The organism is Micromonospora sp. NPDC005979 (assembly GCF_040614415.1).
In the GTDB taxonomy this organism is placed as follows: Bacteria; Actinomycetota; Actinomycetes; order Mycobacteriales; family Micromonosporaceae; genus Micromonospora.
On sequence record NZ_JBEXUR010000013.1, the window covers coordinates 63489 to 77097 of the forward strand.

Genomic DNA, 13609 nt, shown 5'->3' on the forward strand with positions numbered 1-13609 from the left:
AAACCGCTGGTCGTCCCCGCCTCGGCGGCCCGGGTGCAGGCCAGTAAGGAGGCAGAGATGACAATGACCCCATCCGATCATCGCGGCCGGACCCGGCGACGGCGGTCGCCCGTCTTCCGGGCGCTGCTCGCCGGCGCGTTCAGCGTCGTGACGGTGGCCGCCGTCGCGGTGATGATGCCCTCGGCGAACGCCGCCGCGAGCACGCTCGGCGCGGCCGCCGCGCAGTCGGGCCGGTACTTCGGCACCGCCATCGCGGCGGGCCGGCTCAGCAACTCGCAGTACAGCACCATCGCGGCCCAAGAGTTCAACATGATCACGGCCGAGAACGAGATGAAGCCGGAGTCGACGCAGCCCCAGCGGGGCCAGTTCAACTTCAACTCCGGTGACCAGATCTACAACTGGGCGACCCAGCGTGGCCTGAAGGTGCGTGGGCACACCCTGGCCTGGCACGCGCAACAGCCGGGGTGGATGCAGAGCCTGAGCGGCAGCAGCCTGCGTCAGGCGATGATCGACCACATCAACGGCGTGATGGGCCACTACCGGGGCAAGCTCGCCGCGTGGGACGTGGTCAACGAGGCGTTCAACGAGGACGGCAGCCGCCGCAGCTCCAACCTCCAGGGCACCGGCAACGACTGGATCGAGGTCGCGTTCCGCACCGCGCGGGCGGCCGACCCGTCGGTCAAGCTCTGCTACAACGACTACAACATCGAGAACTGGTCGTACGGCAAGACGCAGGGCGTCTACCGCATGATCCAGGACTTCAAGTCCCGCGGCGTGCCGATCGACTGCGTCGGGTTGCAGACCCACTTCACCGGTGGCAGCTCGCTGCCGAGCAACTTCCAGACGACGCTGTCCAGCTTCGCCGCGCTCGGCGTGGACGTGGCGCTGACCGAGGTCGACGTCACCAACGCCTCCACCACCCAGTACGCCGGGTTGACCCAGGCGTGCCTGAACGTGCCGCGCTGCATCGGCATCACCGTCTGGGGCGTACGCGACAGCGACTCCTGGCGCTCCAACGAGAGCCCGCTGCTCTTCGACGGCAACGGCAACAAGAAGGCCGCCTACAACTCCGTCCTCAACGCGCTCAACGCGGCCCCGCCGACCTCCAGCCCGACCGCGAGCCCGACGGTGAGCCCGACCGTGAGCCCGACGGTGAGTCCGACCACGACCCCGCCGCCGAGCGGTGGCGCCGGCCGGATCGTCGGAGTGCAGTCGGGCCGGTGCATCGACGTGCCCAACGCCACGCAGACCAACGGCACCCGGGTCCAGCTCTACGACTGCCACAGTCAGTCGAACCAGCAGTGGACGTACACCAGTGGCAAGCAGTTGCGGGTCTACGGCAGCAAGTGCCTGGACGCGAACGGCGCGGCCACCGCCAACGGCACCGCAATCATCATCTGGGACTGCGGCAGCGGGGCCAACCAGCAGTGGAACATCAACTCCAACGGCACCATCACCGGCGTGCAGTCCGGTCGCTGCCTGGACGTCTGGGGCACCGGCAACGGCCAGCAGGTCCAGCTGTACGACTGCCACGGGCAGACCAACCAGCAGTGGCGGACCGACTTCGGTGGCGGCACCACGCCGACCCCCACCACGCCGGCTCCCACCACGCCGCCGCCAACCACCACGCCGCCCCCGAACAGCGGCTGCGCGCTCCCGTCGACCTACCGGTGGTCGTCGACCGGCGCGCTGACGAGCCCGAAGAACGGCTGGCTCTCGCTCAAGGACTTCACCAACGTGGTCTACAACGGCCAGCACCTGGTCTACGGGTCGTACGTCAACAGCAGCGGCCAGTACAGCTCGATGAACTTCGGCACGTTCACCAACTGGTCCGACATGGCCTCGGCCAGCCAGAACGGAATGAGCCAGGGCACCGTGGCGCCCACGCTGCTGTACTTCGCCCCCAAGAACATCTGGGTGCTGGCGTACCAGTGGGGACCGACCTCGTTCAGCTACAAGACGTCGAGCGACCCGACGAACGCCAACGGCTGGTCCTCGGCGCAGACGCTGTCCACCGCCACCCTCTCGGACGCGCCGTACGGGGTGATCGACCAGACCCTCATCGGCGACGACCAGAACATGTACCTCTTCTTCGCCGGGGACAACGGCAAGATCTACCGGTCGAGCATGCCGCTCGGGAACTTCCCGGGCAGCTTCGGCTCGAGCTACACGACGATCATGACCGACTCGACGAACAATCTGTTCGAGGGCGTCGAGGTCTACAAGGTGGCGGGCCAGAACCAGTACCTGATGATCGTCGAGGCGATCGGCAGCCAGGGACGCTACTTCCGGTCGTTCACGGCCACCAGCCTGGGCGGCTCGTGGACCCCGCAGGCCGCCAGCGAGAGCAACCCCTTCGCCGGCAAGGCCAACAGCGGCGCGACGTGGACCAACGACATCAGCCACGGTGACCTGGTCCGCACCAACCCCGACCAGACCAAGACCGTCGACGCCTGCAACCTCCAGTTGCTGTACCAGGGCAAGGACCCCGGTGCGAGCGGCGACTACAACCGGCTGCCGTGGCGGCCGGGGGTACTGACCCTCCAGCGCTAGGCGTCAGCCAGTCCGAGGAACGCGTGCCCGGCACCCGTGCGGTGCCGGGCACGCCCTTGGGTTCAGTCCGTCAGGTCGTCCGCGAGCAGGTCCATCAGCAGGGCGTCGTGCCAGCGGCCGTCCTCGCCGCGTTCGTAGCGGCGCATGATGCCCACCGGGCGGAAGCCCACCTTCGCGTACGCCCGGATGGCGGCGCTGTTCGCCGCCGCCGGGTCGATGGTGAACCGGTGGTGGCCGTACTCGTCGATCAGGTGCCGGGCCAGGGTGCGGATGGCGTCCCCGCCGAGGCCCTCGCCACGGGACTCCGGATCGAGGAACACGTCCAGGCTGGCGTGTCGGTAGTCCGGGTCGGACTCGGCGTACCACTGGATCGCGCCGATCACCCGGCCGTCGTGCTCGATGGCGTACAGCGTCAGGTCGTCGTCACCGAGGTCGGCGTGGACCGCGCCGGCCAGGTCGTCACCGCCGCGCCACCACCGGCGTACCTCGGGGTGCGCCCGAATGGCCGCGAGGGCCGGCACGTCCGCGACCGTCGCCGGTCGCAGGGTCACCGCCCGCCCGCGCAGCATCCGGCTCAGCCCCGGATCTCGCCGTGCTCGACGCAGACCGCCGACCAGCCGACCGGCAGGACCTGCACCTTCATCCGGCGTCGACAGCGCGAGCAGTAGCGCGGCGGCTCCAACTGCCGGGCCGCCGCGCAGCCCGGGTGGGGGCCGTCGGCCGCCGCCTCGCCGCACCTGTCGCACCAGGGCACGGCCGCCGACGCCGGGCCGCCGCTGCGGGTCGGTTCGGCGTCGGAGGTCGTCGTCATGGTCGTCACAGCGTGGCGGAGAGGGCCTTGACCGGCATCTTCAGCTCGTCCAGCAGGTCGAGGTCGGCGGTCGCCGGCCGGCCCAGCGTGGTGAGGTAGTTGCCGACGATCACCGCGTTGATGCCGCCGAGCAGACCGTCGCGGGTGCCCAGGTCACCGAGGGTGATCTCGCGGCCGCCCGCGTACCGCAGGATGGTGCGCGGCATGGCCAGTCGGAACGCCGCGATCGCCCGCAGCGCGTCCTTGCCCTCGACCACCGGGCGGTCGCCGAGCGGGGTGCCGGGACGCGGGTTGAGGAAGTTCAGCGGCACCTCGTGCGGGTCGAGTTCGGCGAGCTGCGCGGCGAACTCCGCCCGCTGCTCGACGGTCTCGCCCAGGCCGAGGATGCCGCCGCAGCAGACCTCCATGCCGGAGTCGCGGACCATCCGCAGCGTCTCCCAGCGCTCTTCCCACGAGTGGGTGGTGACCACGTTGGGGAAGTACGACCGGCAGGTCTCCAGGTTGTGGTTGTAGCGGTGCACGCCCATGTCGACCAGGTCGTCGACCTGCTCCTGGCTGAGCATGCCCAGCGACGCGGCGACCTGGATGTCGACCTCGGCCTTGATGGCGGCGACACCCTCGCGCATCTGCTTCATGAGCCGCGCGTCCGGGCCGCGCACGGCGGCCACGATGCAGAACTCCGTGGCCCCGGTCTTCGCGGTCTGCTTGGCGGCCTCGACCAGCGACGGGATGTCCAGCCAGACCGAGCGCACCGGGGAGGTGAACAGGCCCGACTGGGAGCAGAAGTGGCAGTCCTCCGGGCAGCCGCCGGTCTTCAGCGAGACGATGCCCTCGACCTCGACCTCGGGGCCGCACCACCGCATCCGCACCTCGTGCGCGAGTTGCAGGGCGGCGGGCAGGTGCTCGTCGGGCAGGTTGAGCACGGCGAGGACGCCGGCCTGGTCGAGGCCGACGCCGTCACCCAGGACCTGGGTGCGGGCCTGGTCGAGGATCTCTGGCATGGCTCGTACCCTACAAGGCCCCGGACCGGCCGGGTACGACCTGCCGCCGGGGTCGACGCGAGCCGGCGGGGCCGGGCCCGATCGCGGGCCGCGCGGGCCGGGCGACGCGCCGCCTGCGTAACAACCATCCGTGTCGGTGCTATTACTTTCCGTGGTGGTCGGTCTCGCTGCGGCTGCGTTCGCCGCCGCCGTGCCTCGCGTACCGAATGGATTCGTCTCGTCGGTGGTCGCGGGTGGTAATTTCGCCCGGCGGACGTCGGCGTGACCGGCGCGGACGGCGGTGAAGGGGTGACGGTGGCGGACTGGCTGGCGGCGCTCGATCGTCGCGCGCAGTTGAGGGCGAAGGCCGGGTTGACCCGGCGGCTGCACCCGCGTCCCGCCGACGACCGGCTGACCGACCTCGCCGGCAACGACTACCTCGGCCTGGCCACCCACCCGCAGGTCACGGCCGCCGCCACGGCGGCACTGTCCGCGTACGGGCTGGGCGCGACCGGCTCACGGCTGGTGCGCGGCTCGACCGACGCGCACCACGCCCTGGAGGACGAGCTGGCGCAGTGGCTGGGCACCGACCGGGCGCTCGTCTTCTCCTCCGGCTACCTGGCGAACCTGGGCGCGTTGCGGGCGCTCGTGCAGCCCCGGACCCTGCTCGTCTCCGACGCGCACAACCACGCGTCGCTGATCGACGGCTGCCGGATCTCGGGCGCCGAGACGGTGGTCAGCGCGCACGCCGACGTGACGGCGGTGGCCGCGGCCCTGGCCGTGGCGCCGGGACGCCCGGCGGTGGTGGTCACCGAGTCGGTCTTCTCGGTCGACGGCGACCTCGCACCGCTGGCCGAGTTGCACGCGGTGGCCCGCCGCTACGGCGCGCTGCTGCTGGTCGACGACGCCCACGCGCTCGGCGTCACCGGTCCGTCCGGAGCGGGAGCGGTGGCCGCCGCCGGGCTGGCCGGCGAGCCGGACGTGGTGGTCACCGCCACCCTGTCCAAGGCGCTCGGCGGGGCGGGTGGGGTCGTCGCCGGTCCGGCCGAGTTCGTCCGGCACCTGGTCGAGACCGGCCGTACGTTCATCTTCGACACCGCGCTGCCGCCGGCCGTGGCGGCCGGGGTACACGCCGCGCTGGGGCTGGCCCGAGCCGGTGACGACCTGCGCGCCCAGGTCGCCGACCGGGTGGCGCTGGCGGTCGGTCGACTGCGCGCGGCCGGGCTGACCGTCTCCGCACCGGACGCGGCGGTGATCTCGGTGGCGGCGCCCGGTCCGGAGGCCGCGACGGCGTGGGCGGCCGACTGCCGGGACCGGGGCGTGGCGGTGGGGTGCTTCCGGCCCCCGTCGACCCCGGACACCCGCTCCCGGCTGCGCCTCACGATCAGCGCGGGGGTGCCGCGGGCGGACTTCGAACGGGCGCTGGACGTCATCGTGGACTGTGCGCCGTGAGCGCGAGGAGTGAGCCGGTTTTGCGAGCCCCGCAGTCGCGAACCGAGGTGATGCCGTGAGCGCGCGGAGTGATACGGCGTGGGAGGGGCCGGTGCTGGTCACCGGCACCGACACCGAGGTGGGCAAGACGGTGGTCACGGCGGCGATCGCGGCAGCCGCGCAGGCCGCCGGCCTGCGGGTGGCGGTGGTCAAACCGGGCCAGACCGGCACGGCCGGTGGTGAGCCGGGTGACGTGGACGCGGTCAACCGGCTGGCGGCCCCGCTGACCGGGCGTACCCTGGCGAGTTATCCGGACCCGCTCGCGCCGCTGGCCGCTGCCCGGGTCGCGGACCTGCCCCCGTTGGAGCTGTACACGGCGGTGGACGCCGTCCGCGCGGAGGCGGACAAGCACGACCTGGTCCTCGTCGAGGGGGCCGGCGGTCTGCTGGTGCCGATGGGGCTGCGCCCGTCCGGTGAGCCGTGGACGATGGCCGACCTGGCGGTGTCCCTCGGTGCGCCCGCGGTGGTGGTCGCCCGGGCCGGGCTGGGCACGCTCAATCACACGGCGTTGACCCTGGAGGCGCTGGACCGTCGGGCGGTACCGGCCGGAGTGGTGATCGGGGCCTGGCCGGCGTCGCCGGAGCTGGTGCACTGGACGAACCTGACCGACCTGGTGCCGAACCTGCTGGGCGCGGTGCCGGCCGGCGCGGGCGCGATCGATCCGGGGGTGTTCCGGCGGTCGGCGCCGGGGTGGCTGACTCCGGCGCTGCACGGGGTGCTCGACGACTGGCGCGTCTGGGCCGAGGAGAGCAGCTGAACACCTGACTTTCGTCGGTGTCCGGGCAGGTCGTGCGTGGGTAGCGTGGCCGCCGTGAGGATCCTGGAGCCGTCGGCGCCCGGGGCGCCCCGGTGGTGGCGTCCACTGCGGGATGTGTCGCTCTGGGCGCTGGTGGCCGCGCCGATCGCGGCCGCGCGGGTGACTCCGCCGTACCCGCGTTTCGGTGTGGCGCTGCTGTTCGGCTCGCTGGCGCTGCTCGCGGTCGCCGTCGCGTCGGCGCGACGGTGGCCGCTGGTGGGGCTGCTCCTGGTGGTGCTCGGCTCGCTGGTGGACGGCAACTTCGTCTTCGCCATCCCGGTGTTCAGCTATCTGAGCGGCCGGCGCAGCGCGACGGCGACGCCGGCGGCCGTGCTGTTCGGGGTGATCGCTCTCGGCGGCACGGTGCTGAACCTCGGGTTGCTCGGCACCGGGGCGGCGACCTGGTTCCTGTTGGCGTCGGTGCTGCTGTTCGGCGGGGTGTTCCCGTGGCTGGTGGGTCGGTACCGCCGGCAGCAGCAGGCGCTGACCGACGCCGGCCGCCGGCACGTCGAGGCGGTGGCGCGTGAGCGGCGTGGCGTCGCGGAGCGGATCCGGCTTCGCGAGCGGGCCCGCATCGCCGAGGAGATGCACGACTCGCTCGGTCACGATCTCAGTCTGATCGCGGTCCGGGCCGCCGCGTTGGAGCTGGCCGACGACCTCGCTCCGGCCCACCGGGCGGCCGTGGGGGAGCTGCGGGCCAGCGTGGCGGCGGCGACCGAACGGCTGCACGACATCATCGGGGTGCTGCGGGAGGAGGGCGGCCCGGCCGCCGTTCGGCCGGTGGGGGAGACCGTCGTGGACCTCGTGACCGGGGCCCGTGAGGCCGGGATGGCGGTACGGCTGGACGCGCCGCCGGACACCGTGCGACTGCCCGGCATGACCGGGGCCGCCGCCCACCAGGTGGTGCGGGAGGCGCTCACCAACGCGGCCCGGTACGCCCCGGGCGCCCCGGTGACGGTGACCCTGGCGTCCGACGTGGACGGGGTCGAGGTGCGGGTGCGCAACGCCCCGCCGCCGGCCGGTCCGCTGCCCCGACCGGCCTCCTCGGGTAGTGGCCTGGTCGCCCTCGCCGAGCGGGTACGCCTGGCCGGCGGCGTCCTGGACGTCGGCCCGGGCCCGGACGGCGGGTTCGCGGTGCGGGCCCGGCTGCCGCTGCCCGCCGAACCGGGGCTGTCACCGGTCGCCGCCGCCAGCGGGGCGGTCGACGACGCCCCCGCGACCGGCGACGACCCGGAAGGACCGGCCGACGCCGAACGCCGGCTGCGCGAGGCCCGTCGCCGGGCTCGACGGAGCCTGCTGACGGCGCTGGCGGCTCCGGCCGGCTTCGGGCTGGCCCTGTCGCTGGTCTACTACCCGTTCGCCACGGCCGGCACGGTGCTCGACTCATCGACGTACGACCGGATGCGGCCCGGAACGGCGCGGGCCGACCTGCCCGGGCTGCCCCGCCGGCAGCTCGCTCCGCCGCTCGGTGTCGCGGAGCCGGGCTGCGAGTACTACACCGACGGCAACTTCCCCCTCGCCGAGGCGACGTGGCGGCTCTGCTTCACCGACGACCGACTGGTCAGCAAGGAGCGCATCGCGTAGTGGACACCGACACGGTCCCGGCCGCGCCCGTCCGGGTGATCCTGGCCGACGACGAGGCGATGATCCGGGCCGGGGTCCGGGCCATCCTCGCGGCCGATCCGGGTATCGAGGTGGTCGCCGAGGCCGCCGACGGGCGGGCCGCGGTGGAGCTGGTACGCGCGCACCGGCCACGGGTGGCGTTGCTGGACATCCGGATGCCCCGCCTGGACGGCCTGGCCGCGGCGGCCGAGATCCACCGGTTGGCGCCGGCCACGGCGACGGTCATGCTGACCACCTTCGGTGAGGACGACCACGTGGCCCGGGCGCTCGGGCACGGCGCGAGCGGGTTCCTGCTCAAGGCCGGCGATCCACGGGAGTTGATCGCCGGGGTGCACGCGGTCGCCGACGGCGGGGCGTACCTGTCGCCGCGGGTGGCACGTCGGGTGATCGAGCTGGGCGCGGGGCGGTTGGCGCGCCGGCCCGCCGCACGGGATCGGACGGCCGGGCTGACCGAACGGGAACGCGAGGTGCTGGCGTTGGTCGGCGCGGGTCTGTCCAACGCGGAGATCGCTCGCCGGCTGCACCTGGTGGAGGGCACCGTGAAGAGCTATCTGACGAGCATCTTCACCCGGCTGGAGGTGCGCAACCGGGTGCAGGCGGCGATCCTCGCGTACGAAGCGGGGCTGGTCGAGCGGTGAGCGGGGGCCGGGAGAGCCCCCGCTCACCGCTTCAGGCGTCGCGACGGCGGAGCATGGCGCGGCCGAGCAGCAGCGCGGCGCCCGCCCATCCGGCGAGCAGCAGCAACCCGACCACACCGGGGTACGGGTCGGTGTCGCCGGCGAGGAAGTGCGTGCCGGCCACGCCGGGGAACACGTCGGCGATCCGGTTCAGGACGGGGATGTCCGGTTCCTGGAGCGACAGCGGCACGATCGTCAGGGTGGCGAAGAGCACGATGACCGTGAGGACGGCGCTGCGCAGTGCCGCGCCGAGGCCGAGCGCGAGGACCCCGACCAGGGCCAGGTAGGTGGCGACCGCCACGATGTCGCCGATCGTGTCGGCGGTGGGGGCGCTGCCCCAGTCGCCGAGCACCGGGCGGGCGACGAGGGCGCCGACACCGCCGAGCAGCAGCCCGACGGCGAAGGTGACGGCGGCCGCCACGACGGCCTTGGCCAGCAGCACCCGACCACGTGCCGGGGTGCACTGGAGGGTCGTCCGGATGGTGCCGCTGGTGAACTCCGTGGTGATGGCGAGCAGACCCACCGCCAGTACGGCGTACTGGGTCAGCTCGATCGCGTCGATCAGCACGGCGCCGACCGTGACGATGCCGGGATCGTCGGCAGGGTCGTCGTTGGTGTTGGCGTTGGCCGCGTAGATGGCCAGCTGTCCGGCGCCCGCGGCCATCACGAGCAGCCCGGCCAGCAGCGTCCACCAGGTGCTGCGTACCGAGAACAGCTTGGTCCACTCGGCGGCCAGCGCGCCGCGGAAGGCGCTGGAGCGGGTAACCGGGGTGGTCTGCGTGCTCATGCGGCACCCCCGGCGTACTCGACGCTGTCGGCGGTCAACTCCATGAACGCCTGCTCCAGCGACGCGCCGTGCGGGCTCAGCTCGTGCAACCGCACCCCCAGCTCGTACGCCAGATCGCCGATCCGCTCCACGGTGCTGCCGCTGACGGTCAGCTCGTCCGGTCCGGCCTCCTCGACGGTGCCGCCCGTCGCGGCGAGACGTGCGGCGAGGGTGGCGAGCCCTTCGCGGTGCGGGCTGCGGACCCGTACGACGACCGCGCTGCTCGCGATCACGTCGCCGACCGGGGCGTCGGCGAGCAGCCGTCCCCGGCCGATCACGACGAGTTGGTCGGCGGTGAGCTGCATCTCGCTCATCAGGTGACTGGAGACGAAGACCGTCCGGCCCTCGTCGGCGAGCGAGCGCATGAGCTGACGTACCCAGCGCACCCCGTCCGGGTCGAGGCCGTTCACCGGCTCGTCGAACATCAGCACGGGCGGATCGCCGAGCAGCGCTCCGGCGATGCCGAGCCGCTGTCCCATGCCGAGGGAGAGGGCGCGTCCCGGCTTGCCGGCGGCACGCGCGGTTAGCCCCACGGTGTCGAGCACCTCGTCGACGCGGCGGTTGGGGATGCCGTTGCTGCGCGCCATGGCCAGCAGGTGCGCCCGCCCGGACCGGGTCGGGTGGATGGCCCGGGCGTCGAGCAGGGCGCCCACCTCGTGCAACGGTCGTCGCAGCTCCCGGTACGACCGTCCGGCGACGAGCGCCTGCCCGGCGGTGGGCCGGTCCAGGCCCAGGATCATCCGCATGGTGGTGGACTTACCGGCGCCGTTGGGGCCGAGAAAGCCGGTGACGCGGCCGGGCGCGATGTCGACGGTCAGGGCGTCGACCGCGACGGCCGCCCCGAACCGTTTCGTCAACCCACGTAATGTGATCATGAGTTGACGCTAGGCTTCGGCCGCCTCGGCTCGCCGCGCCCGAACGGCACCCACCGGCACTGACTTTCGTCAGGTCGCCCGGGTCAGCGGATGTAGTCCTCCAGCAGCGCGGGGGTGAGTCCGGCCCGGTGGATGGCCTTCAACGCCGCCAGGAGGTCGTCCATCAGCGCCGGCCGGAAGTGCATCAGCAGCACGTCGCCGGGCCGGACCACCTTCTCCGGGGTCTGGTAGCGCACCTTGCCCTCGTGGACCGTCTCGGACCAGTGCAGGACGGCCTTCGCGCCGCAGTCCTGGGCGGCCTTCAGCGTGGTGTGGTCGTACTCGCCGAACGGTGGGCGGAACAGGGTCGCCCGCTGGCCGAACAGGGTCTGGAGTTTGTCCGCCGCTCCGCAGATCTCCCGCTTCTGGTAGTCGTACGACCGGCCAGCGAGGGAGTTGTGCCGGATGGTGTGGTTCTCGACGACCCCACCGGCGACCTGGATCTGGCGGAAGTAGGCGTCGTGCTCCTGGGCCGCCGGTGAGTTCAGGAACAGGGTGACCGGGATGTGCGCGCGGGCGATGAAGTCGGGCACCGCCGGCGGACGGGCCAACCCGCCGTCGTCGATGGTGATGAAGGCGACCTTCTGGTCCGTCGGCACGCGGTGCCAGAACGGGATCGCACCGGTCGCCGGCAGCGGCACCGGTTCCGGAGGTGGCGCTGCGGGGAAGGCCGGTGCCTGCGACACGTACCAGTCCAGGGTCCCGCGTGCCGGCGGGGCGGTCGGCGACGGCGAGGCCGACGGGGACGGTGCGACGGACAGGGTCGGTACGGCCGACGGGCTCGGCTGGGCCGCGATCTGCCGGGCGTGGAACGCGGGTCCGGCTGCGCAGGCACTCAGCGCCAGCAGGGCCACAAGCGTTGTGGCGGCGATGATCCGACGGGTGAGGGTGGCGGACACGCCCGGAAACATACCGGGCCATTGTCAGGATCCGGTCAGCCCAGTACGCGCGATCGCCGTCGGACCACGAAGGCGTCCGGCATCCGGAAGGTGAGATTGTCCGGGCACCACGGCGGACGGATCACCGTCACCCCGTCCAGCAGCGGCGCGGCCTCGGCCACCACGACGGCCGCCTCCATCCGGGCCAGGACGTCGCCGACGCACCGGTGCGCCCCCGCCCCGAACGCCAGGTGCCGCCGCGACCCGCGCTGCCCGGGAACGAAATCGTCCGGCGCGTCGACGACCGCCGGGTCGCGACCGGCGCGGGCCAGCCACAGCACGATGCTGGTGCCCGCCGGCACGGCCGTGTCGCCGAGAATGCCGTCCGCCGCCGCCACGCGCCGCCAGGTGACGATGGGCGGTTCGAGGCGCAGGCCCTCCTCCACGACGTCGGCCACCGCGACGTCGCCGGCGCGCAGCGCGGCGCGTACCGCCGGTTCGCCGGCCAGCCGGTGCAGCAGCAGGGTGAGGAACTGCGAGGTGGTCTCCTGGCCGGCGACCAGCAGGAAGAAGAGCGCACCGACGACCACGTCGGGCGGATGCCCGGCGGCGCGCAGCTCGGCGGCCAGGCCGCCGCCGGTGGCCGCGAACTCCCGCAGTACGTGGTGGAAGCGGCCCACCTCGGCGGCGAGCGCCACCTGCCGGTCGTCGTCCAGCGGCGCCCAGAACAGCTCCAGCGCCGCCCGGGCGAACTCCTTGACCGCGCCGACCGGCGCGTCCGGCAGGTCCACCAGTCGGGCCAGCACCAGCAGGGGCAGGTCGGCGGCGAGGTCCGCGTAGAGATCGACCGGCGCGCCGGCGTCGAGGGTGGCCCGTAGTCGGGCCACCCGCTCCCGGACCAGGGCCGTGAGCCAGGGGCGCTGCGCGGCGACCTTCGCGGGGTGCAGCGCGTCCGCCACGATGCCTCGGATCTGCGGGTGGCTGACGCCGGAGTTGTTCGCCAGGGTCGGTGGCAGCCGGAACCGGTGCCCGGCGAGCACCCGCAGCGCGGTCACCGGCATCGGGGTCACCGCGTCCAGGGCGTTGTCCGGTCGGTAGCGCTCCGGGTCGGCGAGGACCTGGCGGACCAGCGCGTGACGGGTGACGACGAGGTGGCGTACGCCGACGTGGTCGGTCACCTCGGCGACGTCCGGCCAGGGTGCCTCGACCGCGGACGCCCAGCCGGAGAAGAGCACGCCGACACGCTAGCCGGCGGCTCCGGGAAGGCCCGGGCGCAACCGCCAGACGGTGGTGCGCTTCACCCGTACGCTCTCCAGGGCCTCCGGCACCGGCACGTCGTAGCTGGCCAGCTCGTCGAAGCGGTCCCGGGGCAGGAACGCCCGGCCGGGGTCTCCGACCAGCGCCGGCGCCCCGGCCCGGGTGGCGCGCAGCAGGAACCGCAGTACCCGTCGGGCCATCGCGTCGCTGTAGAAGACGTCCCCGGCGAGCACCACCTCGGCGTCGCCCGCGTCACCGTCGAGGATGTCGCGGTACTCGGCGTCGACGCGTACCCCGTTGGCTTCGGCATTGAGCGCGACGGCCGCGACCGCCAGTTCGTCGACCTCGACGGCGCGCACGGACGCCGCGCCGGCCCGGGCGGCGGCGATGGCCACCAGGCCGGAGCCGGAGGCGAGGTCGAGCACCCGCCGGCCGGCGACCAACTCCGGATGGTCGGTGACGTAGCGGGCCAGCGCCTGCCCGCCGGCCCACGCGAAGGCCCAGAACGGCGGCGGCCGGTCGCTGGAGAACTGGCCCTCGGTCAACTCCCAGAGCCCGATCGGCTCGTCCGCCTGGTGCAGGCGCACCTCGGGGACGAAGGGGACCGGGGTCAGCCGGGCGTGCAGCCGGACGAACGTGCTGGAGAGCTCGGACACCCGCCCGATTGTTCCAGCGACCCGACGCCCGGCGTGTCGCGGGGGAGGGGTGACCGGTTCACCACTGTCGGTGAAAACACGACCTCTGCTTGTCGTCCGGTGCGAACACACCCGTCTGTCGGCGGCGCTGTCCCGCTCCTAGCGTTG

The 13609-nt window shown here is 73.1% G+C and carries 13 protein-coding genes; 5 read left to right on the forward strand and 8 right to left on the reverse strand.

Features of this window, described 5'->3' with window-relative positions:
• Nucleotides 1-57 precede the first annotated feature (57 nt).
• Nucleotides 58-2553, forward strand: a complete 2496-nt coding sequence (locus ABZ272_RS21725; protein WP_355051763.1) for a non-reducing end alpha-L-arabinofuranosidase family hydrolase — start codon at nt 58-60, stop codon at nt 2551-2553.
• 62 nt (nt 2554-2615) lie between these two features.
• Here the strand turns inward: ABZ272_RS21725 and ABZ272_RS21730 are convergent, their stop codons facing one another.
• The 3 genes from ABZ272_RS21730 to bioB are packed head-to-tail and all read right to left on the reverse strand — an operon-like array spanning nt 2616 to nt 4365.
• Nucleotides 2616-3122 carry a GNAT family protein gene (locus tag ABZ272_RS21730; protein ID WP_355051764.1) on the reverse strand — a complete coding sequence of 169 codons (507 nt, stop codon included), beginning with the start codon at nt 3120-3122 and terminating at the stop codon, nt 2616-2618.
• A 5-nt stretch (nt 3123-3127) separates the two neighbouring features.
• On the reverse strand, nt 3128-3364 hold the full coding sequence (locus ABZ272_RS21735) for a hypothetical protein (RefSeq protein WP_355051765.1): 237 nt from the start codon (nt 3362-3364) through the stop codon (nt 3128-3130).
• 5 nt (nt 3365-3369) lie between these two features.
• The gene (bioB, locus tag ABZ272_RS21740; RefSeq protein WP_355051766.1) at nt 3370-4365 is read right to left on the reverse strand and encodes a biotin synthase BioB; all 996 of its coding nucleotides are present in this window, start codon (nt 4363-4365) and stop codon (nt 3370-3372) included.
• 294 nt (nt 4366-4659) lie between these two features.
• On the opposite strand from bioB, the gene ABZ272_RS21745 reads away from it, so the two are divergent.
• The 4 genes from ABZ272_RS21745 to ABZ272_RS21760 are packed head-to-tail and all read left to right on the forward strand — an operon-like array spanning nt 4660 to nt 8892.
• Nucleotides 4660-5796 (forward strand): 8-amino-7-oxononanoate synthase, encoded by a 1137-nt coding sequence (locus tag ABZ272_RS21745; protein ID WP_355051885.1) that lies wholly within the window; start codon nt 4660-4662, stop codon nt 5794-5796.
• A 55-nt stretch (nt 5797-5851) separates the two neighbouring features.
• Nucleotides 5852-6592: a dethiobiotin synthase gene (gene bioD / locus ABZ272_RS21750; RefSeq protein ID WP_355051767.1), complete on the forward strand. Its 741-nt coding sequence runs from the start codon at nt 5852-5854 to the stop codon at nt 6590-6592.
• Nucleotides 6593-6646: 54 nt separating this feature from the next.
• Nucleotides 6647-8215 carry a histidine kinase gene (locus tag ABZ272_RS21755; RefSeq protein ID WP_355051768.1) on the forward strand — a complete coding sequence of 523 codons (1569 nt, stop codon included), beginning with the start codon at nt 6647-6649 and terminating at the stop codon, nt 8213-8215.
• The gene (locus ABZ272_RS21760; protein ID WP_355051769.1) at nt 8215-8892 is read left to right on the forward strand and encodes a response regulator transcription factor; all 678 of its coding nucleotides are present in this window, start codon (nt 8215-8217) and stop codon (nt 8890-8892) included. The genes ABZ272_RS21755 and ABZ272_RS21760 overlap by 1 nt, the downstream gene beginning before the upstream one ends.
• A 31-nt stretch (nt 8893-8923) precedes the next feature.
• On the opposite strand, the gene ABZ272_RS21765 is transcribed toward ABZ272_RS21760, so the two are convergent.
• The 5 genes from ABZ272_RS21765 to ABZ272_RS21785 form a co-directional block, all read right to left on the reverse strand.
• Entirely contained in the window at nt 8924-9718 is a 795-nt protein-coding gene (locus ABZ272_RS21765; protein ID WP_355051770.1) for an ABC transporter permease subunit, read from the reverse strand.
• Nucleotides 9715-10632 carry an ATP-binding cassette domain-containing protein gene (locus tag ABZ272_RS21770; RefSeq protein ID WP_355051771.1) on the reverse strand — a complete coding sequence of 306 codons (918 nt, stop codon included), beginning with the start codon at nt 10630-10632 and terminating at the stop codon, nt 9715-9717. Before ABZ272_RS21770 ends, ABZ272_RS21765 begins: the two co-directional genes overlap by 4 nt.
• An 83-nt stretch (nt 10633-10715) precedes the next feature.
• Complete coding sequence (locus ABZ272_RS21775; RefSeq protein WP_355051772.1) at nt 10716-11570, reverse strand: polysaccharide deacetylase family protein; 855 nt, start codon at nt 11568-11570, stop codon at nt 10716-10718.
• Between the two features lie 35 nt (nt 11571-11605).
• Complete coding sequence (locus ABZ272_RS21780) at nt 11606-12727, reverse strand: cytochrome P450 (protein ID WP_355051886.1); 1122 nt, start codon at nt 12725-12727, stop codon at nt 11606-11608.
• A gap of 66 nt (nt 12728-12793) precedes the next feature.
• Nucleotides 12794-13462 carry a 50S ribosomal protein L11 methyltransferase gene (locus tag ABZ272_RS21785; protein ID WP_355051773.1) on the reverse strand — a complete coding sequence of 223 codons (669 nt, stop codon included), beginning with the start codon at nt 13460-13462 and terminating at the stop codon, nt 12794-12796.
• Nucleotides 13463-13609: the final 147 nt, after the last annotated feature.

Bases quoted from the DNA above. Each gene is read 5' to 3' on its own strand.
- ABZ272_RS21725 (WP_355051763.1), top strand. From the start codon at position 58: ATGACAATGACCCCATCCGATCATCGCGGCCGGACCCGGCGACGGCGG.
- ABZ272_RS21730 (WP_355051764.1), bottom strand. From the start codon at position 3,122: ATGCTGCGCGGGCGGGCGGTGACCCTGCGACCGGCGACGGTCGCGGAC.
- ABZ272_RS21735 (WP_355051765.1), bottom strand. From the start codon at position 3,364: ATGACGACGACCTCCGACGCCGAACCGACCCGCAGCGGCGGCCCGGCG.
- bioB (WP_355051766.1), bottom strand. From the start codon at position 4,365: ATGCCAGAGATCCTCGACCAGGCCCGCACCCAGGTCCTGGGTGACGGC.
- ABZ272_RS21765 (WP_355051770.1), bottom strand. From the start codon at position 9,718: ATGAGCACGCAGACCACCCCGGTTACCCGCTCCAGCGCCTTCCGCGGC.
- ABZ272_RS21770 (WP_355051771.1), bottom strand. From the start codon at position 10,632: ATGATCACATTACGTGGGTTGACGAAACGGTTCGGGGCGGCCGTCGCG.